Origin of the sequence: Paenibacillus oryziterrae (assembly GCF_042610485.1) — a bacterium.
Classification (GTDB): domain Bacteria; phylum Bacillota; class Bacilli; order Paenibacillales; family Paenibacillaceae; genus Paenibacillus_AQ.
The window spans coordinates 66322-87231 of record NZ_JBGJZO010000018.1; the positions used below are offsets into that span (position 1 = coordinate 66322).

Annotated in this window: 18 protein-coding genes; 3 read left to right on the forward strand and 15 right to left on the reverse strand. The window is 50.5% G+C overall.

From position 1 onward, the window contains the following. Positions 1-53 precede the first annotated feature (53 nt). The 3 genes from ACAN55_RS17410 to ACAN55_RS17420 are packed head-to-tail and all read right to left on the reverse strand — an operon-like array spanning position 54 to position 3325. A complete protein-coding gene (locus tag ACAN55_RS17410; protein WP_379135530.1) occupies positions 54-1211 on the reverse strand; it encodes an ABC transporter permease in 1158 nt (385 codons plus the stop codon). Beyond that, positions 1204-2373, reverse strand: coding sequence for an ABC transporter permease (locus ACAN55_RS17415; protein ID WP_379135534.1), 1170 nt, complete (start codon positions 2371-2373; stop codon positions 1204-1206). Before ACAN55_RS17415 ends, ACAN55_RS17410 begins: the two co-directional genes overlap by 8 nt. 16 nt (positions 2374-2389) lie before the next feature. Beyond that, entirely contained in the window at positions 2390-3325 is a 936-nt protein-coding gene (locus ACAN55_RS17420) for an ABC transporter ATP-binding protein (protein ID WP_379135537.1), read from the reverse strand. A gap of 125 nt (positions 3326-3450) precedes the next feature. On the opposite strand from ACAN55_RS17420, the gene ACAN55_RS17425 reads away from it, so the two are divergent. Further along, positions 3451-4650, forward strand: coding sequence for a sensor histidine kinase (locus ACAN55_RS17425; RefSeq protein ID WP_379135541.1), 1200 nt, complete (start codon positions 3451-3453; stop codon positions 4648-4650). Positions 4651-4697: 47 nt separating this feature from the next. Beyond that, complete coding sequence (locus ACAN55_RS17430) at positions 4698-5357, forward strand: response regulator transcription factor (RefSeq protein WP_379135544.1); 660 nt, start codon at positions 4698-4700, stop codon at positions 5355-5357. 70 nt (positions 5358-5427) lie between these two features. On the opposite strand, the gene ACAN55_RS17435 is transcribed toward ACAN55_RS17430, so the two are convergent. From ACAN55_RS17435 to ftsE, 5 genes are all read right to left on the reverse strand, one after another. After that, positions 5428-6735, reverse strand: a complete 1308-nt coding sequence (locus tag ACAN55_RS17435) for a PDZ domain-containing protein (protein WP_379135601.1) — start codon at positions 6733-6735, stop codon at positions 5428-5430. 188 nt (positions 6736-6923) lie between these two features. Then, entirely contained in the window at positions 6924-8393 is a 1470-nt protein-coding gene (locus tag ACAN55_RS17440) for a S41 family peptidase (protein WP_379135547.1), read from the reverse strand. A gap of 120 nt (positions 8394-8513) precedes the next feature. After that, positions 8514-9773: a murein hydrolase activator EnvC family protein gene (locus tag ACAN55_RS17445; RefSeq protein WP_379135550.1), complete on the reverse strand. Its 1260-nt coding sequence runs from the start codon at positions 9771-9773 to the stop codon at positions 8514-8516. 62 nt (positions 9774-9835) lie between these two features. After that, the gene (gene ftsX, locus ACAN55_RS17450) at positions 9836-10750 is read right to left on the reverse strand and encodes a permease-like cell division protein FtsX (protein WP_379135552.1); all 915 of its coding nucleotides are present in this window, start codon (positions 10748-10750) and stop codon (positions 9836-9838) included. After that, positions 10740-11426: a cell division ATP-binding protein FtsE gene (ftsE, locus tag ACAN55_RS17455; protein WP_379135555.1), complete on the reverse strand. Its 687-nt coding sequence runs from the start codon at positions 11424-11426 to the stop codon at positions 10740-10742. The genes ftsX and ftsE overlap by 11 nt, the downstream gene beginning before the upstream one ends. Before the next feature lie 285 nt (positions 11427-11711). Between ftsE and ACAN55_RS17460 the strand changes: the two genes are divergently transcribed. Continuing rightward, positions 11712-13127 carry a VanW family protein gene (locus ACAN55_RS17460; protein ID WP_379135557.1) on the forward strand — a complete coding sequence of 472 codons (1416 nt, stop codon included), beginning with the start codon at positions 11712-11714 and terminating at the stop codon, positions 13125-13127. 144 nt (positions 13128-13271) lie between these two features. Here ACAN55_RS17460 and ACAN55_RS17465 read toward each other — a convergent pair whose 3' ends face one another. From ACAN55_RS17465 to ACAN55_RS17495, 7 genes are all read right to left on the reverse strand, one after another. Continuing rightward, complete coding sequence (locus ACAN55_RS17465) at positions 13272-13865, reverse strand: hypothetical protein (RefSeq protein ID WP_379135559.1); 594 nt, start codon at positions 13863-13865, stop codon at positions 13272-13274. Beyond that, a complete protein-coding gene (gene pilM, locus ACAN55_RS17470; protein ID WP_379135562.1) occupies positions 13849-15465 on the reverse strand; it encodes a pilus assembly protein PilM in 1617 nt (538 codons plus the stop codon). The genes ACAN55_RS17465 and pilM overlap by 17 nt, the downstream gene beginning before the upstream one ends. A gap of 15 nt (positions 15466-15480) precedes the next feature. Beyond that, positions 15481-16221 (reverse strand): prepilin peptidase, encoded by a 741-nt coding sequence (locus ACAN55_RS17475; protein WP_379135565.1) that lies wholly within the window; start codon positions 16219-16221, stop codon positions 15481-15483. 73 nt (positions 16222-16294) lie between these two features. Then, positions 16295-16732, reverse strand: a complete 438-nt coding sequence (locus tag ACAN55_RS17480) for a type II secretion system protein (protein WP_379135567.1) — start codon at positions 16730-16732, stop codon at positions 16295-16297. Between the two features lie 198 nt (positions 16733-16930). Beyond that, complete coding sequence (locus ACAN55_RS17485; RefSeq protein WP_379135570.1) at positions 16931-18136, reverse strand: type II secretion system F family protein; 1206 nt, start codon at positions 18134-18136, stop codon at positions 16931-16933. Continuing rightward, on the reverse strand, positions 18136-19185 hold the full coding sequence (locus ACAN55_RS17490; RefSeq protein ID WP_379135573.1) for a type IV pilus twitching motility protein PilT: 1050 nt from the start codon (positions 19183-19185) through the stop codon (positions 18136-18138). The genes ACAN55_RS17485 and ACAN55_RS17490 overlap by 1 nt, the downstream gene beginning before the upstream one ends. Positions 19186-19228: 43 nt before the next feature. Further along, positions 19229-20893: a GspE/PulE family protein gene (locus ACAN55_RS17495; protein ID WP_379135577.1), complete on the reverse strand. Its 1665-nt coding sequence runs from the start codon at positions 20891-20893 to the stop codon at positions 19229-19231. Positions 20894-20910 lie beyond the last annotated feature (17 nt).

Below are 20910 nucleotides of genomic sequence, written 5' to 3' on the forward strand. Positions count from 1 at the left end.
TTTATTCAGTTATTACATATTATACATTAAATTTGAAAAAGGTGAAGCGCGGCTTATGCGCCGACACCCGGTTCACCCGGACGAAGTACCGTCGAACCGATGGTAAGCAGCACTGCAGCCATTGCACCCAGCACAGCAAATGGAAGCCAGAGCTCACTCCAACCGCCGCCGGTCGAAGCAATATCCACCGCCTGGATCGCCCATTTCTGGGGTACAAAGTTAGCCGCCTTCTTCATATAATCCGGCATGATGGACAGTGGCCAGAAGCATCCTCCCAGCATGCTGGTCGGCATAATGATGAGCATATTAAGCATTCCGGCATTGTTCGGATTGCGAATCAGGCCAACAACGGTGCTGGTAATGCCCATCGATACCAGCATAAAAGCGGACAGGATCAGGAAATACGTAAACATCGGCAGACCGTAATCGTAGCGCAGCACCCATTTACCCAGCACAAGCATGAAGATGATCTGCAGCATCCCAACAGAGAAGCTGCCCAGAAAATTGCCAATGGCCATTTCATATGACCGAACCGGAGCGCTGAATATCCGCAGCATCGTGCGATTCCGGCGGTCATCCATAATAATCGTCACGGAGCTTACCACAAGACCCATCAGAAACATTAGCGTAAATCCGGTAATGGTGGTAAGACCCATTTTACTGTAGAGATTATAATCCGTCCGAACACTGCCTATATTATGCTGTTCTACCTGCTGCAGCACTTCCGCTAAACGAGCCTGCCCGTCAGCAGCTCCAGCAGAAGAAGCTACCATGACAGCCGTTTCTTCCAGCCGGTCCCCAAGCTCCGACATTTTCATCTTCAGCATGATGGATGCTTCCGTTGCCTTCAGCTCATACAGGCTCAGCTGCGGTCCTGCACCGGCAAGTAATTTCTCGGAGTAATCAGCAGGAATAAAGATGCCTGCAATGCCTTTCTGCTCAATGACGGCATCCTTAAGCTCAGCCTCGTCACTTTTGATGACCAGCTTATAATCTCCCGTTGCTTTCAGCTCAGCAAGCACATGCTGGCCTGCCCGCCCCTGATCCAGATTCATAACCAGCAACGGGGAAGCGTAATCCGCCGTACCTCCGGTAACGGATACCAAACCGGCTACAATAAGACTGGGGAGTAAGATATACGTGAGCAGTCCCTTGCGGGTGCCAATGGTCCGTTTCACCATATTCAAAGTAATCGTTACTATGTTATTCATGGTAACCCACCTTCCGGTACGAGATCAGCGCAGCAACGAACAGGAATAGGCAGATGTACGAAAGCATAAGGATATTCGGCAGAATCTGCGGCAGCTCCGCATGCAGAATAATCCGTACAATAGCTCGCAGCGCCCAGTGATTGACGGTAAAGCTTCCGACCGAATCCACCCAGGATTCCGGCAAGGGGAACATCCCGCCGCTGATAAAGGTCATCACAACGGTCAGTATGCTGATAAAGGTTCTTGCACCCGCCGCCGTTTTGAAGAACATGGCCACGATGATGGAAATGGTCATGGACGCGATGATCATCAGCGCGCACGTAAGAATCAGCAGACCCGGACGATTACCCCAATCGACGCCATACAGCCAGTCGGTCAGCAGGATAATTGCGGAGCATTGCAGAATTGTCACGAGACCAATGCCGAGAATTTTACCGGTGAACAGCTGAGTACCTTTGACCGGCATGGAGTTGATCCGATGTAATGTATGATTCTCCCTTTCTGAATACAGCGAAGAGATAACCGTCAGGCCGGAATAGAGTAGGAACATCAGAAGCATGGAAGCTGCATAAAACTGCACTGCCGTATAGGTATCTCCCTCATCGTTCAGCTTACCTAAAGCTACGGAAGAGCGTTCATCTGCAGCAGGAGCCGCTGCGGTCAGCACCTCCGTTCCTAGCTTCATGGCCGCCGCCTGTCTGTAATTGATGCTCCCAAGGAAATTGTCGAATACCGTGCCTGCTACCAGATTATCCATAGAATCCTTGCCCAGAATGAACTCAAGCTTCGCTTCTCCGCCGCGCTGAACCTGAGCATCAAAGTTCGTAGGAATGACAACGCCGTACCCGTACTTTTCCGACCGCAGGCCGCTTTCCAGATCACTCCGGCTATCTGACTGGATTGGAATAATGATCTTCTTCAGCTCTTCCGAACCCAGAAAGGAATCTATCATTTTAGAGCTTTCCGTACCATTCTCAGCTGTCCACAAAATACCTACACGTACCGGATCCACCGCAGAAGTTTCTTTCATGCCCACGACTCCGGACAGTGCCGACCCCAGTAGGAAAATAAGCACCAGCGGCAGCAGAAACTGATTAATCAGCAGCGAGCGGGACCGCAGCAGACGCCGCAGTTCATAGTTCATGATCGTCCATATCTTCATGTTCGTGTCTCCTCCATTAATCCCGTAACGTCCGACCGGTCAGGCTCAGAAACAGCGTCTCCAGATCAGGCTCCTCAATGTTAAGTGAAGCGATAACCCCTTCATGCTTGGCGAAAATAAACAATATATCCTGAAGCTCCGTTTGTGAAGAAGAGAGGTACAGTCCCACCATATCCTCCTTCACCTCTACGCGGTTGATCCGCGGGTGAAGGCCCAGCTCATTAATGAGCGCCGGACTGACATTGGACGCTTTGATGACGATTTTCTCTTCTTGGGCGACTCTCTCCCGCAGTTCTTTTTCCGTACCACAAGCAATGATATGCCCCTTATCCATAATGGCTACCCGGTCGCAGATCGCTGCAACCTCCTCCATGTAGTGACTTGTATAAATCACCGTTGAGCCCATCTTGTTCAGTGCTTTGACGGATTCCAGAATATGATTGCGGGACTGGGGATCAATGCCGACGGTTGGTTCATCCATAATAATCAGCTTGGGACGATGCATGATGGCGCAGGCGATATTCAGCCTTCTTTTCATCCCTCCGGAGAAGGTGGCAGGTTTCTCTTTGGCCCGGTCACTAAGACCTGTGAATTCCAAAGCTTCTGCGACCCGCTCCTTCAGCAGCTTCCCGCTGAGGCCGTATAATCTCCCGAAAAAGGTTACATTCTCTGCCGCTGTCAGTGCATCATAAAGGGCCAGTTCCTGAGGAACCAGACCAATTCTCCGTTTGACCTCCAGCGGATTCTTCCCGACCGAAATGCCATCGATGACAATGTCGCCTCCATCAGACTTTAGCAATCCGCAAATCATACTGATGGTTGTGCTTTTTCCCGCACCATTTGGGCCGAGTAGACCAAATATTTCTCCCTGACTGATACTAACGTTCACATGATCGACCGTTAATTTACCGTCATACCGTTTCACCACATCTGTTAATACCGCAAATGTCATTTCTCCATCTCTCCTGTCTCTGATCGTTCCATGCTTTTATTGTATCTCGCTTCACCCTTTACCGAAGGTACACAAGGTCATCTTATGGAGGTGACTAAAGTCATCTCCTGCTAGTGGAGGCAAGTATGCTAAGATGGAAGAAAAGAGGCGAAAAGGATGAGTATGCAGTGAATCGAGAGCTGACCTTGCTGCGGTACGGACTTATTATTGCTCCTTCCATCATTTCAATTTATCTTCATGAGTATACAGACTATGGATTGTTCACCTTGAGTTTCCTCCTTCTGCTGCTGCTCGCTGCGCTGAGTTTCAGGCTTTCAGGTACTATTCAATTATTGGCGGTCTCTATTGAAATGCTCCTTACCGCTTGGCTCTGCTATCAGTACGGAGGTCTTATGTTTTTTCCGGCGGTTTCTGTACTGTTGTTCTATTCCCAGTTCCGCCCGGCCTACATTCCCAAGTTATACGCATGCCTTCATCTGCTCGCATTGAATTTGGCCACGATGGATTCTTCCCCGCTCCTGCGGATCTATCATAATTTCTCCTTCCTTCTGGCAGCCTTGCTGATTACCCAGATCCGGCGGACCGACCAGAAGAAGGATGAGACGTTACATCTATACGATTCTCTGCGCAAAAAACATTTCGAGCTGGATGAGACCCGCAACCGGCTGCTGCAGTATGCGGCACAGGTGGAGAATGCGGCACAGTCGGAGGAACGGGTACGTATCGCCCGCCAGCTGCATGATGATATCGGACACCGGCTGATTCGCGTCAAAATGATGCTGGAGGCTGCTATCCATACGCTTCCTGCTTCTCCAGACACCGGAATGGCCATGATGGGCCAAATCCGCGACCAGGTAGCAGCCAGTATGGATGATATGCGTGCAGCCGTGAAACGCATTAACTACTCCCCCCAGTTGGAAGGCGCGTATGCTCTTGACCGGCTGCTAGAGGAGACCGGACGGGATACCGGAGTGATTACTTCCTATAAGGTTGAGGGAATACCTTTTGCCCTGTATCCAAGTCTTCAAGTCGTTCTTCATAAAAATGCCCAGGAAGCCATCACGAATGCCTTGCGTCATGGTGAGGCAACAGAATTATGGATTACGCTGAGCTTCAGTGAATCCGAAGTCGTGATGGAGGTTGGCAATAACGGCGTCCTGCCGCAAGGGGAAGAGCTTGAAAGACTGCAGAGCAGAGGCGGAATGGGACTGAAGGGCATGACAGAGCGGACACGTCTTGTCGGCGGAACGCTGGAGCTGCGGCTGGCGCCGCAATTCAGTGTGATTACGCGACTTCCTGTGGTCAGACCGTCTGAGATTAGATAATGAGTGGATCCCGATTATAGAATCAACCGATAAGAGAGGGCTGGCTTATGATCAACGTAGTCATTGTAGACGATGACTCCTTTATACGCGAAAGTCTGAAGGTACTGCTTGGATTGGATCCCTCGATAACCGTTACAGGCGCTGCCGGCCATGGGCATGAGGTTATGGATTTACTAAGAGACGGAACCGCAGCCGATGTGGTACTGATGGATATCCGTATGCCGGAGTGCGGCGGTGTAGAGGGAACCCGGTTGATCAAAGCAGCCTTCCCGCATATCTCCGTCCTGATGCTGACTACCTTTGATGACGACGAATACATCATTGAAGCACTGCGGAATGGCGCAAGCGGCTATTTGCTCAAAAATATTCCCCCGGACCGTATTATCCAGGGGATCAAAACCGTGTATGAAGGTAATATGCTGATTCATCCCGACATCGCACGTAAGCTGGCGACCTTTCTCCAGCCTATAAACCAGCAGGCCGTACCGGCACAACCTCAGCCGCTTGATGCCTTCGGCCTGACTAAAGCTGAACAGGTGGTAGTCGCCGCCATTGCCGAAGGCCGCTCCAATAAAGAAATCGCCGGAGAACTGTTCCTTAGTGAAGGAACCGTCAAGAATTATATCACTGATATCTTGAGCAAGCTGGGACTGCGGGACCGGACGCAAATTGCGATCTTTTATTTGAAGAACTGCCAGCAGTCTTAATCTGTGGAGCCTGCGCTGCAGAGTACCTGACCCTGCTGCGCAGGCCCCTCAGATCGGCAAAAAGCGCCGGTCAGCCTTTGGCTGATTCGGCGCTTTTGCTGCGTGTCGGGAAGGCGGCGGTAGGAGTATCCGGGTTCACTACCTTACCTGCGGTACCAGTCTTTAGTTTGGGCATGCCATAAAGGGTAGACGGGTAAGCCCGTATCGACTGCGGTTCATCAATGTCCGGTGCAAGTATCATGCCAAGCTCATGATGGTCCCCATCATAGATCGCTCTTTGAAGATACTTGCTCTCTCCAGCAGCATTCTGCACTTCCAGCTTGCAGAATGCCGGGTTCATGCGCAGCGCCTCGTGCAGCTGCGCCTTGCGGGTCAACAGGACTCCGTTGACCTTCAGTACAATCTCTCCGGGCAGGATGCCCATCTCCTGCGCGGGACTGCCCGGCAGCACGGCCAGAACCATGAGGCCGTGCTGCGGATGCACGAAGAAGGGGCTGCTCTGGCGCTCTTCCAGAGCGCTGTACCACGCCAGCCCTTCGTGCAGGCCAACCGCTGCCAGCGAAGCAAGCAGCGTCAACGGGCTCCACCATGCGGCAAGCATGCTGAGCCCCAGGAGGACGGCGCTGTACACCAGCAGCCGTCCTGAAGTGCGTGCTGCCTTGCGGCGCGGCAGCATGCTCTGCGTCATCCCGCTGAAGCCGATGATGACCGGCAGGGACACCAGCCCTAAGCCTCCGCCCAGCAGCGGATGCCAGGGTAATTCTCCGATTCCCGCACCCTGGGGAATCAGCAGGAATAGCGGCAGCGGCCAAAAGTTCTGCAACTGGTAGCCGCCGACTACCTTACCGCGCTTCCCTTCCAGATACAGTGGTGATGCCTGACGCGCCCCATTCCAGCGGAGTAGCAGCGCTTCCACCAAATGGAGCACAGTAGCGAGCACAAGCAGAGCCGGAATGTCCATTTCCCTTAATGCCGTCAATACTTCCCCTAGACTGCCCTTCGCCACAGATTCAGGGAACCAGGACAGAACCACCTGAATCACACCGAGTACCCCAATAGAACAAGCAAAACATAAATAACGGACGCGAATCAACAGCAGAATCACAGTTACTGCCCATATTAACGACACTGCTGTACCGGATAACGAAATGCCCAATGCTACCCCTGCAAGTGAGACAAGTAGTCCTACGGCCAGACCGGTCCAGACGGTACGCCAGGTCTCCGTAATCCAGTTGTGCAGCTTCCCATGCAGCAGCTTCCGCTCAAGCAGGACTTGCCTGCGGTATATAAATGCAATACATATCACGGAAATATAATAATAAGGCTGTGTCAGCAGGTTTAGAACGGCATTGCCTAAGCTTTCGAGCAGTTCTGGCATCGCATTCAATGCTTACGTCACGCTCCTTCAAGAATTACGGTTCCTGTTACAGTCCAAGCTACATATCATTTTATCTCAAAACAGCCCATTTCAGAAGTAAGAAGTTGCTGTCTTTATATCATTTAAAACTTATATTTTCTTGCATTTAAAAAAAAGAAGGCTGACCTCAGCCTTCTTTTTAAGCTTTATTATTTTTTCGACGCTGTGGCTTTGATTTCCTTCCGCACCTCTTCGATTCCCTTGTTTCGCTGATTGTCCTTAGCAGGGTCTTGAATGACCTTGATCAGCGCCAGTTCCAGCGATTCCGCTGTTTTAGCGTTGATTGAGCCGGTAACCGGAAGCTTCGCAGCCGCTTGGAATTTCTTCACCGCTTCTTTAGTAGCGGCGTCAAAATATCCGTCTTTACGGCCCGGCTTGTAACCGAGACCGTCCAGCATGATTTGCGCATTCTTCACATCCGCGCTGTTCATGTTGTACTGCAGTGTCACCTTTTTATTAATCGGCGCTACCGAGAAATAATCCGGCTGGGCTACGGCAATATCCGGTTTGATTCCTTTGCCGTGAATCCATGTACCGTTTGGTGTCAGCCATTTCGCGATTGTAATCTTCAGCAGGCTTCCGTCCTTAAGCTCTTTATCAAAACTCGTCTGTACGGTTCCTTTGCCGAAGGAGTTCTCGCCGATCAGCTTGGCTCCAGCAGATTGCTGCAAGGCTCCAGCCAAGATCTCCGATGCACTCGCGCTGCCTTTATTCATCAGCACGACAACCGGATACGCTTTGCCTTTACCTTCCGATTTGCTGACATCGCGCTGCTTGTTCTTATCCTCAACCTGCACAATCGCCTTGCCGGAAGGAACAAACTGCTCTGCCATATCAATGACGACAGGAAGTACGCCGCCCGGGTCATTCCGGACATCAATGACAAGTCCTTTCATGCCCTGCTTCTCCAGCTTAGCCAGCTCTTCCTTGAAACGTTCTCCTGTATTCATGGAGAACTGGGTGACTTCGATAACACCAACGCCGTCCTTCTCCATGGTAGCATACACGGTCTCCAGCTTCACATCATCACGAGTGATTACAAGCTCGATGGGAGTCGCGGATCCAGCACGCTGAATTTTTAGTGTTGCCTTGCTTCCTTTAGGCCCGCGAATTTTGGCAACTGCCGCATTCAGCTCCAGGCCATCCAGAGATTCTCCGTTAACGGACAGGATAATATCCTTCGGCTGAACACCGGCTTTCTCTGCCGGAGAGCCTTTGATCGGAGACACTACAACTACCTTGCCGTTATCCGAGGATACCTCAGCACCAATACCCGAGAATGAGCCTTCGATACTCTCTTCAAACTGCTGAGCAGTTTCTTTGCCCATATAATTGGAATAAGGATCACCGAGAGCTTCCATCATGCCGTTGACTGCACCGTCGATCAGTTTGTCCCGGTCCACATCCTGATAATAATTCCCCACAATCAGATCCAGGGCGGTTCCAAGCTTTTGCGATTCCTTCTGCTGAAGTCCGCCGCTTGTAACAGCAGCCGCAACCGCTTCACCAGCTGCCTGTCCCGAAAAAAGGCTGGTGCCGTTCGTCACTCCAAGAGTAAGCACACTTCCGCATAGCAAGGCGGCAATGATCATAAACACCGCTGTACTTTTCTTTAACATCTTGTCCCACCGTCCCTTCTTGTCCATCTTTGATTCCTAACTTAAGGTCCGTCCAATCCAAGGGCGGTATCTCTTCCAGTATATGCCGTATGCTTCATTAATATTTATTAGGCCTGTAAATTACAAGTAAGGCATTGGATCAACCGCTTTACCGTCAATACGTACTTCAAAATGAAGATGTGGTCCTGTAGAACGTCCGGTCGAACCGGATTCAGCGATGATCTCACCGCGTTTAACACTGTCGCCTGCTTTCACTTTCAGGCCGCCCTCGCGGATATGCCCGTATAGTGTCCACATCCCACCGCCGTGATCAATAATAACGCAGTATCCGTAGCCGCTCCACCATTCGGCAACCAGCACCGTACCGGAATCCGCTGCATGAATGCTTGTCCCTTGAGGAACTGCAAAGTCAGTACCGGTATGCACCTTGCCCTTCTCACCCGTGACCGGATGGGTACGCGGACCAAAAGGTGAGGAGATCCGTGCGCTGCCAACCGGCAGCAGCAGGGGACCATTGCCCCCAGCATAACTCGAGTTGGAGGATGAGGAGCCGGAAGCCGCTCTGCGCGCTGCCTCCGCCTTGGCCGCAGCCGCCTTGCGTGCTGCTTCCTCAGCCTTAATCTTGTTCTTTTGCTGCTCCAGATTGGAACGTTCACTTGCCAGCTGTACCAGCTTCGCGTCCTGCTCCTCACTAAGCTCGTCGGACTCTTGAATCTCCTGATCATAAAAAGCGATAAGCTGCTGCTTCTCGTCTTCCTTCTCTTTCAGTACACTCCGCTGCGACTCCAGATCGGTATAAAGCTGTTTGGCCTGAGCATACTGCCCTTCCAGCTCCTGCTTCTTGGATACAACCGTCTCCTTGTCCAGCTTGTGCTGCTCCAGCAGATCCTGATCCTGATCCACAATACTCTTCAGTGAATCCGCCCGGTTCAGGAAATCTGTAAAGCTGGTGGAAGACAGCAGAACATCCAAATAAGAAACCCCGCCATCTGTGTACATCAGCCGCACTCTGGATTCCAGCAGCTTCTCACGCGATGCCACACGTTCCTCGGCAGCCGAAAGCTCATCCGCTGTAGCCTTGAGAGATTCTTCCGTGCTGGCAATCTTATCTGATGTCTTCGTCATTTCGCCTTTAACCTGCGTAATTTGGTCCAGGACATATTGCAGATTTAGCGTTGTCTTATTCTTGTAGTGCTGGGCTTCCTGCCCTTTAGCTTCCGCTTTCTCCTGCTGGGCCTTAGCATCCTGCACTTCTTTCTGCAGCTGCTTCAATTGCTTCTCAATTTCAGCAACACTTTTCTTCTTGGCGTATCCGTCTGAGGGCTGGAATATGGTGACAGCCAGCAACACAACAGCGACTCCGGCAGCAATCTTTTTCAACTCGCGCTCCCCATCCTTTATCTTGCTAAATAAAATGATTGTTCGACAACAGTTTCTCGCATCTACACTCTAAGGAATTTGCGGATCGACACCGTACTTCCCCATACTCCGATTAGAACGCCGAGGCCTACTAATAACCCACACAGCAGAAGCCAAATATCGCTGAAAGATATCAGTTGAAGTCCCAGCATGGGATCTCCCTGCACCGATGCCACCAGGCTGCCATATCCGATATAAAGCGCGCCGACGGTGACGAGTGAACCGATCAGACCAATAAGCGCACCTTCAATAAAAAATGGCCAGCGAATAAAGTAATTCGTCGCCCCTACCAGCTTCATAATGCCAATCTCCTTGCGACGGGCCAGTATGGTTACCCGGATGGTGTTGGAGATCAGGAACATTGACATTAAAGCGAGTCCTGCCACAAAGATAAATCCGATATTGCGGACCGCTTTTGTTATTTTGAACAAGGTCTCTATCGAGCCTTTGCCATATTTCACTTTATAGATTGGCTTCTCGGGATGAGTCTCGTTGAGTGCCAAAATCTTATCGGCCACAAAAGGAACCGTCGTAGGCTGAATCACTTCCACCCGGAGCGTATCGGGAAGTGGATTGTTATCTACATCAAATCCATCGAGAAGGTCTCCGGCATCCTCTCCCAGGCTTTCGCGGAACTCTTGCAGTCCTTGCTCCTTAGAGACAAATTCGATTTTGCTAACCTCCGGCATGCTGCCGATTTCATTCTGTAAGGCTTCGCGCTGCTTCTGGTCCGTATTCAACGTCAGATGCACATTGATCTGTACTTGACTGTCCGCTTTATCCGCTACCGCATTTACATTAAGAACTAGAAGAATAAATACACCTAGCACGAATAGAGAGACGACAATGGACGTGATGGAAGCCACCGACATCCAGCCGTTGCGGAATACGTTCTTGAAGCCTTCCCGCACATGACGCAAGAAGGTTTTAAAACTCATAACCGTATTCCCCCCTCGCCTGGTCTCTGACGATATTACCGTTCTCGATTGCCAGTACACGCTTGCGCATTTTGTTCACAATATCGCGGTTATGCGTGGCCATGATGATCGTTGTACCGCGGAAATTAATCTCATCCAGCAGCTGCATAATACCCCACGAAGTCTCGGGATCCAGGTTCCCTGTAGGCTCGTCCGCTACGATAACGGAGGGATTGTTCACAATCGCCCGGGCAATGGCAATGCGCTGCTGTTCACCGCCGGAGAGCTGGGAAGGCTCACGGTTGGCTTTATTCCGCAATCCCACCAGATCAAGCACCTCATTGACACGTTTCTTAATCACTTTCTTCGGCGCTTCAATCACTTCCATGGCAAAGGCAACATTCTCGAAAGCCGTCAGCTTCGGCAGCAGCCGGAAATCCTGAAATACGACGCCGATATTGCGCCGGACATACGGGATTTTGCGTGGTTTCAGCTTGCCAATATTAAAGCCCCCTACGGAAATCTGACCTTTGGTAGGCACTTCTTCTCGATAAATCAATTTCATAAAGGTCGATTTCCCCGCACCGGAAGGACCGACAATATATACGAATTCATTGCGGTCAATTTTAACAGAAACGCCTTGCAGTGCATGGGTTCCATTCGGGTAAGTCTTCCAGACATCCTGCATTTCAATCATTTTATCACTTCCTAGTTTATGACATTTTCCACTTGGACCATTCGACAGTGTACGGCTCAAGCTTCCATATAACGCACGTTTACCGCAACGTATCTATTGTAACAAATCCCTACCAGCTTGAGTACCCGAAAGTTTTGGGATGGACTGGCATATACATAGGAATACCATGAATCGGCACATTCTTCAGTAGTGGAGAGCAGGCCATAACCTGCTGCACCAGACTGAGGATTCCCATACTTATTTATCGGCAAATGAAGTGAAATCAGAACACCGGAGGAAAAATTTATGAAAAAAGCACACATTGCCCTCATCGCAGGTGCCTCCTTGCTGCTAACCCTCTCGCTTGGCTTCGGAGCACTTCATTACTACAGCTCACAGCGGACTCTACCGGAAGGAACTGTTCTGGCAGGCTGGAATGTCGGAGGAATGGACAAGGATAAGGTCCGTACAGAGCTTGAAGAGAACATTACTGAGCTGCATCAACTCCCCCTCGTGCTGACTGCCGATAATAACACCGAACTGAAACTTACTCTGCACGAGGCTGGGCTCAGCTATGAAGCAGAAGCTTTCCTGCAGGGATTACAAAAGCTGGAGGAAGGCGGACTCCTCGACCGCGTTCAAGCCCGCAGAAACTTTCCCTTGAGCTGGAGCTTGAACGTACATTTGGACCTTACAGAGCTGCAGCGCAGACTAAGCCCTACGTGGGAGAAAGAAACCTTTGGTGAAACTGTGGATGCGACGAGGAGAATAACAGAGAATGATCGGGTCGTCTATACACCAGGGAGAACCTCTCGCCAGGTAGACTGGGAGGTTCTGGAGAAGTCTCTGCAGCACGCAGTTCCCAAAGAACTCGGCAGTCTGGAGGGGCCGAAGAATAAAGGGATTACCGTTCCAATACCACTCACTGTCGTACAGCCCGAAGTCACCGTAAAGTCCCTGAAACAAGAAGGCATTGAACGTAAAATCGCCCAGTTCAGCACTACCCTCGGCTCCAGCGGCCCGGGACGAATTTATAATGTGGACTCAGCGGCGAAAGCGGTAGACGGGACAATCTTGCCCCCGGGAGGTATCTTTGATTACGGCAAAGCCATCGAGAAAGCGCGGAAGATATACGGCTTCCGTGAAGCGCCGGTTATCGTGAACGGTAAGCTTCAACCGGGCATGGGGGGCGGAATTTGTCAGGTATCCAGCACCCTGTACAATGCAGCACTGCGTTCCGGCCTCGAGATTGTCGAACGGCGCAATCATTCGCTTCCGGTCAGCTATCTGCCTAAAGGCCAGGATGCCACCTTCGCTGAAGGTTACATCAACTTCAGGTTCCGTAATAATACCGGGAAGTTCCTGATTATCCATGCAGCCGTGCAGAACCGAACGCTTACCGTAAAACTGTTCGGGACCTTCCCGCGTAACGTCACTTACCGCATTGAATCAAGCATCGTGGAGACCCTGACTCCACCCGATAAATTCATCATCGATTCCTCGCTGTCTCCGGGAAGCTCACGGATTCTTCAAAGCGGAAAAACCGGTTATATCGTCGAGACTTATATTACCCGTATGGTAGATGGCCAGCCGGTAGAGAAGAAAAAGCTGTCCCGGGACATCTACAAAGCTCAGAAGCGGTTGATCGCCGTGAGCAAGGTAACCCACAACAGAACAACAAAGCCGGAGTCTACGCATAAACCATTCTGGAAGATGGGGTGAGCAGTGAGTGAGTAAGACGGGAGGATGAAGTCAAACCGACATAAAAGCAGCTTTTCTTGAATGGACAAAAACAGCCAGCCCTGATAAAAGACAAAAACTCCGAATCTCCCACGCAGGGGAATTCGGAGTCTTCTTTAGTGCTTGTTACTCTGCCGGCTCTTCTTCAAAATAAGCCGTAAATGAAACATTTGCGGTTAATATTCCGTCTGCCCCCTGCATCGTTTGCTCTACCGGCTGCTGGAAGTTGAAGGAATCTACATTAATGATCCGGGGCAGCAACTGCAGCTCCTGGATCCAATTATAGATTTCTGTATATCCGCCCTCAACGATAGCGGTCATTTTGATCTGCTTAACCGTAGGAAACTGGACATCTGTGGAACCTGTCATTTCCTGAATCGGATTGGCGTCATCCAGACTGAAGCTGACATCCTTGATGCGGGCATATGTCTTCGCTTCAATTTCACGGAGACTCAGAATCAATTGCTCGCTGTTATCCCCACGCGGCAGTGCCTCCATCAACGCTGCCTGCGCTGCATTTTCTTCATCATCATTCTTCAACTCATCAATGCTCTTCTGAAGTGTGTTATTCTCCAACTGAAGCTGCGAGATATTGTCCTTATTCACCGAGGACTGTTTGATGTCTGGCTGAATTCCCAGTACATAGAATGCGAACAGCAGCAGGAACATAACGAGGACCCCGAGTACAATGGGAGAACGGTATTTATTGATCTGTTCCATCGCCGCTCACCTCCTCCTGGCTTTTCTGTGCGCTATCCTGCTGCTGGAGTGCTGACATATTCACCTTATAGACCGCGGTGTATGTCTTCTGAAGGGAACTAGCAGCCGAACCTCCCACGCCGGAAGCCGTATCGCCTTCCGTTAGCTTTTGAATGGACGCGTCTACTGTAAACGACATTGCTCTCAGCTCGGCCAAATAGGCCGATGCGGACTCCATGCTTGGCACGCTCACGGTCAAATCGATCGAAGTACGGTACGTATAGACGATGTCTCGCAGTACGCCTCCTTGCGGAAGTCTCTGAGCCAGTTCAGCCAGAACAGCGACCGCGCTCAGCTTATACTTTAAAATTTCGTCAATCGCCGCTTTACGGTCTAGTAATCCCCCGCCGCTATTGTTCGATTTGTCGAGTTCCTGATGAAGCATGAGATTCCGGTCCTGCAACCCCTGGATCTCCTGCTCCTGATTGGAGATCTGTCCTTGGTTAACCATATAATACATCCCGGTACCAATAACGCCCAGCATCCAAATTCCCACAAGTGCCAAAGCAACGTATGGAAACATGATCGCTTCCCGGTCTTCCCGCGGCAACAGGTCGATAATCTTCTCTGTGCCTGCGATGGCTGCTCCAACTGCTACCCGGTAGCTGTTAAGCTCTTTATCCTGTTGAGATTGTGCTCCCAGCTGTTCCAGGACAATCGGAGATATTTCGACCTCGGCGAGCGCCTGTTTCAGCTCCCGGTCAAGCTGCTGACGAAGCTGTTCAGACCCTGTGATCAGGATATTCCGAATCTTTGTCGTTCCATCATGCAGACTGTATTGATAGAAGTTCAGCATCCTTGAAATTTCCGCCGTAATCTCGACAATCTGCTCCGGTGAGAGATGCTCTTCCGCTCCAGCGCTGGCCGCTGCCGCTTCAAGCAAATACTCTTCCGAAAGCATCATACCGGACGGTTTGTCCTGATGCAGATCCTGAAGGCTAATCGTTCGAATAAATACGGGTTCGCCACTGCGGAACATATAGATGTCCATCACGGACTGCTCCATATGAATCAGCATCGTTTCGGAGAAACTCGTCTCCAGACCCATGGATAAACTGCGGGCAAGTGCTGTTGCGGAAATCTCTACTCTGCCTACACGAATACCGGCTTTCTCCAGAATTTCTATGTAATCCTGGATTGGTTTGCGCGGGGCAGCAAAAACAAGCAGTTGGCTCTCATTCTCCCCAGCTTCAGTAATAACATAGTCGTATACCGGATTCTCAAAAGGTAAATGAAGTCCCGTCTCTACTTCAAGCTTCACCAACTGCTGCAGTTGCTTCTCGTTGGTCGCTGGAAGAGTCATTTTTCGGATAATGATCTGTGAAGGTGGTAGAGTCAAAGAAACCCTTGTGCCGCGCAGACCTTCCTGCTTCACCCAAGCCTTGATTGCTTCCAGCAGTGCCTCGCTATCCGCCACCCGGTTCTCAATGATCATGCCTGGCCGCAGGGGGAGAAACCGTTTTTTTCGGATTTCCCATGCCTTATTCTTCTTTAAGCTGATGTAGCGGATGCCCGATTCCTCAATCGAGAGACCGTCCGCCCTGTGACCTAGTCCAAGCATGCTATGTTAATCCTCCTAACCGATGAGCGAAAGATATAAGTCGATGATCCATGAACCGTACCCGTAGGCAATAAGCGAACCGGCAGCAAGCCATGGTCCGAAAGGGATCCGCTGTTTACGCTCTGCTGATCCCAGCAGAATCATTATACCACCCGCTATGGTCCCCAATAGACAAGCGAGCATGAAAGCCAGAATGACATTCGGAAAGCCGATGACCCATCCGAACAGGGCAAACAGCTTCGCGTCTCCGAGACCCATTCCCCCAAAAAGGGCAAGCAGCAGAATCACACCGCCACCGAGTACAGCACCCAGCAGATGATGCCACAAGAGTTCATCCGTTACGAACGGTACTGCTATAAGAACAAGCGGCAGGAAAAATAACAGCACTTTATTCGGGATCAGCATGTACTTTAAATCCGAGACTGTGATTATTACCGCAAGGCTGACCAGCAGAAAACCTACCAGTCCCTGTCCCGTCAACCCGAAGGTAAGGTATACCCATAGAAACAAAAGACCTGTTGCTGCTTCTCCCAAGGGATACAGTAGCGATACGCGAATCCCGCAATACCGGCACTTACCGCCGGACAATACGTAGCTGAGCACCGGAATCAGATCCCGCCGTTTTAGTTGCTTTTCGCAACTGGGGCAGTGAGATGGGGGACGCACCAGAGATTCCTGCACTGGAACCCGCAGCCCAACCACATTATAGAACGAACCCAGAACCAGCCCCAGCAAGGTAATATATATAGCTATCATTATCGTCATAATTAATAGGGTTACCCTTCGGTCATTTTAAAAAAGGAACCGGAATGGTCCGATTCCTTTTGGTTCACTTAAGCTCTGCTGCTGTAAAAACTCCATCCGTTGATTGACTTGCTGGATGAGGTGTAATTGTAACGTTCACCAAAGTTCCATCTGCATTAAATGTAACGGATGTGGTTCCAACTGTTAGGGCTGCTTTTGTACTTGGCAGTACCAAGTTATCGTCAATATAGTTTGCTCCTTGAATAGTCGATAGAAGAATTGGATCGGCCGGATAGACTCCGTTTAAATCACCTACCACATATAAACGTGCAGCATCTGCTATCTGTTGCGCCATTGCTTTGTCCGAATTAGTACGTGAATTAGTAATTACATTCCCGATCAATGGAACCGCAATAACCGCGATAATACCCAAGATAACGATAACCGCCAGTAACTCAATGAGTGTAAAACCCTTCTGATTCTCTTCCTTACTCAGTCTTTTCTTAATTGCTTCTGCCAACATGACATTTCCCCCTTGATTATAGTTATGATTAGGTGTCTTTCCGATAAAGAAGTCTTATCTACGAACGTCATTCTTGCTGCCTTACTTGATATAGAAATAACTCTTCCATCGTCCAGCCCTTGCGAAAGTCCCATGATCCATCCTTCCGCTCCGCCTTCCCGGCGTCACCCCTCTCAATATGTACAATGCACGGAAAAATTACATATTCCCGTACAGGCTAAACATTGGCAGCATAATGGAAGCAACAATAACCCCAACTACGCCAGCTAGAAAAGCAATAAGCAGCGGCTCCAGCAGCGATTTCAGACGGTCGACCGTATTCTCGACGTCCATTTCGTAGAAATCGGCCACCTTGGAAAGCATCGTATCCAATGCGCCGGTCTCCTCACCAATCGCAATCATTTGTGTGACCAGAGGCGGAAATACCCAAGCTTTCTTCAGCGGCTCGGAGAGCGGATTCCCTTTTCTCAGAGAATCACCGGCACTACTAATGAAGCGGCCGATCACTTTGTTGCCCGCTACTTCCTCAACGATCGTCAAAGACTGCAGAATGGGAACAGAGCTTGCATAAAGGGACGCGAAAGTACGGGTAAACTGGGCAATGGAGCCTTTCTGGTTCAACTTGCCGAATACCGGTATTTTCAGTTTGGCATAATCCAGGGCATATGCCCCCTTCTCGGTGCGTTTGGCAATCTGGTAAGCAATTACGATAGCCAGTACACCCAGAAGCCAGAAATACCATTGGCCTTGAATGCTTTTGCTAAGTGCAAGAACCATCTTGGTAATGGCCGGAAGCTCGGCATTCATAGACTCGAACATGGTTACAAACTGCGGGACAATGGCCCATAACAGATAAACAACGGCAGCAATCGCCATCACCCCAACCGTAATGGGATACGTCAGTGCGGATTTGATCTTCTCGGTTGTGTTGTGCTGCTTCTCGAAGAACACCGCGAGCCTGTCTAGCGTCCCTTCCATATCCCCCGATTCTTCACCAGCCCGAATCATGCTGACAAACAACTGTGGGAAAATCTTCTTGTGATCCTGAACCGCCTGCGAGAAGGAAACCCCGCGCATCAAGTTGGAATTGACATCCTGCAGCGCTTTACGCAGCGGCTTGCTCTCTGTCTGTTCAGCCAGAATTCTTGTAGCGTCAACAATGGATACGCCTGCGCGCATTAACGTCGCAAACTGACGGCAATAGATAATGAAATGCATGGTCTTCACCGGATTACCGATGTAGATGTCCATGGACAATACGCTTGTCTTACGTTCGACCAGGGAGAACACGGTTAATCCGCGTTTCCGCAGCTCTTCCATGGCTGTAGGTTTGTTGGTCGCGGTCAGCGTTCCCTTTATCGCCTTGCCACTAGAAGTCTTGACCTGATATTCAAATAAAGGCATCAGCCGTTCACCTCCGCCATGTACGCTTTAGCAGTATCCGGCTGAATCAGTCCAAGAGACAGGTATTCCCGGATGCTCATTTCCAGCGTATGCATGCCGAGGGAACGCCCGGTCTGCATCACATTCTTGATCTGATGAGTCTTCTCGGTGCGGATCAAATTGGCTACAGCCGGTGTGTTTACCAGAATCTCCGTCGCACAGAGCCGACCACGGCCTCCCGCTCTCGGGAAGAGTCGCTGACTTACTACTGCCAGCAGGACAGAAGCCAGCTGGGAGCGTATCTGCCCCTGTTGATGACCAGGAAAAGCATCAATAATCCGGTCAATTGTCTGCGGGGCGTCCGTGGTATGTAACGTCGCCATTACCAAGTGTCCAGTCTCTGCTGCCGTAACGGCAGCAGAGATGGTCTCCAAATCACGCATTTCACCAACAAGAATAACATCGGGATCCTGACGCAGAGCAGCCCGCAATCCATTGGCGAAGCTGGCCGTATCACTACCCACCTCCCGCTGATCGATCAGGCAAGAGCCGTGGCTGTGCAGAAATTCAATCGGATCTTCAAGCGTAACAATATGCTTTTTTTCACTCTTATTAATATGATGGATCATGGCCGCCAGGGTGGAGGATTTGCCGCTCCCGGTCGGTCCCGTAACCAGAATCAGGCCCTGTGGTTTCTTCGTCAGTGAAGACAGCACCGGGGGCAGAGAAAGCTGCTCCAGGCTCGGGATTTCAGCCGGAATTGACCGGGCAGCAATACTGACACCTGCCCGCTGGCGGTATACATTAACGCGATAGCGCACGCCATTCTCAAGCGGAAAGGAAAAGTCGAGCTCTCCTGCGTTCTGGAAAGCCAGGCTTCGTTGGTCACCCATCAGAACTTCCGCCATGTGCAGGGTCTCTTCAGATGATAATTTCTCGCCTTCCAACGATTGAAGACTACCATCGATCCTTATGACCGGCGGTGAACCTGCAGAAATATGCAAATCGGAGGCTTTGGAGGAATAAGCCATGTGCAGCAGCTGTATGATGTCTCTTGTGAATGACGGCACGATTGTCTTCCCCCTTGATAAATTGAGCTCTTAATGGGCCTTGCTAATGCGAAACAGTCTCACGAATAACCTCCTGCAGTGTGGTTACACCCTGGGCAACCTTCAGGAAGCCGTCCTCCATAAGCTGAATCATCCCCCGCGCTTTGGCTGCATTTCTAAGATCTTCGACCGACGCGGAGTCGGCAATCAGCTGGCGCATATGATCATCAACAGTCAGTACTTCATGAATAGCTACCCGGCCGCGGTAACCTGTTGTGTTGCAGCTGCCGCAACCACGTCCGCGGTGCAGCACATTTGCTGGAAGGCCGTTATTCCGCAGCATAATTGATTCTTGCTCTGTTGGCTTGTACGTATCCTTGCACTCCGGGCATATTCTCCGCACAAGGCGTTGCGATACAATTCCAATCAATGAGGAAGCAATAAGATAAGGCTCTACTCCCATATCCCGCAAACGTGAAATCGTGCTGATCGCATCATTCGTATGCAAGGTAGATAATACAAGATGTCCTGTCAGTGATGCGCGAACGGCAATTTCCGCCGTCTCCGTATCCCGGATCTCTCCGACCATCACTATATTGGGATCCTGCCGCAGAATGGATCTCAGTCCGGCGGCGAAGGTCAGCCCGATTGACGGGTTGACATGCACCTGATTGACACCTTCGAGCTGATACTCTACAGGGTCCTCAACGGTAATAATATTGGCACTTTCTACATTAAGCTGATTGAGCGCCGAGTATAAGGTTGTGGTTTTGCCGCTTCCCGTTGGCCCAGTAATCAAGAGGATTCCATAGGGACGCGTGATCATGGTCTTAAAAGCCTCGGCATTGCTGTCGCTGAATCCAAGCGTATCGACCGACTTCACTCCCGTGCTTAAGTCAAGGAGCCGCAGAACAATCTTCTCGCCATGCATGGTCGGTAGTGAGGACACGCGGATATCGATCATTTTATAATCAAATTGCATCTTGATCCGTCCATCCTGCGGCAAACGCCGCTCGGCAATGTTGAGACGGGCCATAATCTTCAGGCGGGCGGTAATGAAACCCTGCATTTGTTTGGGGATTACACGCTCTGTTCTCAAAACGCCGTCTATGCGGTAGCGGATGGAGAGATTGTTCTCGCCCGGGTCAACGTGGATGTCCGAAGCCCTAAGGGCTACAGCTTGCTGGATCATCTGATTGACCAGACGCACAATAGGAGAATCCTCATCGGTAATCTCTGTTTCTTCTATTTCTTCCTGGGTCGGCAACTCTACCATCATCTGACTCATGGAATCACGCATGCCGTAGTGCCGCGCTATAGCCCTCTGCAGCTCATCTCGTGTGGAAATTGCAGGCTCGATCTTAAACCCTGTACTCATCCGCAAATCTTCTATTGCAAAATAATCTAGCGGATCAGCCATCGCGACCATCAGCTTGCCCCCGTCCTTCAAGAATGGCAGCACCTGATAGCGCTTGGCCATACTCTCCGGAATAATCTGGGTAATCGCTGGATCAATTTGATATTTAAACAGGCTTACATGGGGAATTCCCAGCTGAAATTCCAGCACTTCGATTAACTGCTGCTCTGTAATGTAGCCTTGTGTAATGAGCAGGTCACCGAGCTTGCGCTTACTTTTTCGTTGTTCGGCAAGAGCTTCCGTCAGCTGTTCTTGTGAAATAATTCCATTTTCTACCAGCAAGTCTCCTAGTCTCTTTTTCACAATGGCCAAATTCTGTCAACTCCATG

Excerpts from the sequence above, each read along its gene's own strand:
- ACAN55_RS17410 (WP_379135530.1), bottom strand. The coding sequence starts at position 1,211 with ATGAATAACATAGTAACGATTACTTTGAATATGGTGAAACGGACCATT.
- ACAN55_RS17415 (WP_379135534.1), bottom strand. The coding sequence starts at position 2,373 with ATGAAGATATGGACGATCATGAACTATGAACTGCGGCGTCTGCTGCGG.
- ACAN55_RS17420 (WP_379135537.1), bottom strand. The coding sequence starts at position 3,325 with ATGACATTTGCGGTATTAACAGATGTGGTGAAACGGTATGACGGTAAA.
- ACAN55_RS17425 (WP_379135541.1), top strand. The coding sequence starts at position 3,451 with ATGCTAAGATGGAAGAAAAGAGGCGAAAAGGATGAGTATGCAGTGAAT.
- ACAN55_RS17430 (WP_379135544.1), top strand. The coding sequence starts at position 4,698 with ATGATCAACGTAGTCATTGTAGACGATGACTCCTTTATACGCGAAAGT.
- ACAN55_RS17435 (WP_379135601.1), bottom strand. The coding sequence starts at position 6,735 with ATGCCAGAACTGCTCGAAAGCTTAGGCAATGCCGTTCTAAACCTGCTG.
- ACAN55_RS17440 (WP_379135547.1), bottom strand. The coding sequence starts at position 8,393 with ATGTTAAAGAAAAGTACAGCGGTGTTTATGATCATTGCCGCCTTGCTA.
- ftsX (WP_379135552.1), bottom strand. The coding sequence starts at position 10,750 with ATGAGTTTTAAAACCTTCTTGCGTCATGTGCGGGAAGGCTTCAAGAAC.
- ftsE (WP_379135555.1), bottom strand. The coding sequence starts at position 11,426 with ATGATTGAAATGCAGGATGTCTGGAAGACTTACCCGAATGGAACCCAT.
- ACAN55_RS17460 (WP_379135557.1), top strand. The coding sequence starts at position 11,712 with ATGAAAAAAGCACACATTGCCCTCATCGCAGGTGCCTCCTTGCTGCTA.
- ACAN55_RS17465 (WP_379135559.1), bottom strand. The coding sequence starts at position 13,865 with ATGGAACAGATCAATAAATACCGTTCTCCCATTGTACTCGGGGTCCTC.
- pilM (WP_379135562.1), bottom strand. The coding sequence starts at position 15,465 with ATGCTTGGACTAGGTCACAGGGCGGACGGTCTCTCGATTGAGGAATCG.
- ACAN55_RS17475 (WP_379135565.1), bottom strand. The coding sequence starts at position 16,221 with ATGATAGCTATATATATTACCTTGCTGGGGCTGGTTCTGGGTTCGTTC.
- ACAN55_RS17480 (WP_379135567.1), bottom strand. The coding sequence starts at position 16,732 with ATGTTGGCAGAAGCAATTAAGAAAAGACTGAGTAAGGAAGAGAATCAG.
- ACAN55_RS17485 (WP_379135570.1), bottom strand. The coding sequence starts at position 18,136 with ATGCCTTTATTTGAATATCAGGTCAAGACTTCTAGTGGCAAGGCGATA.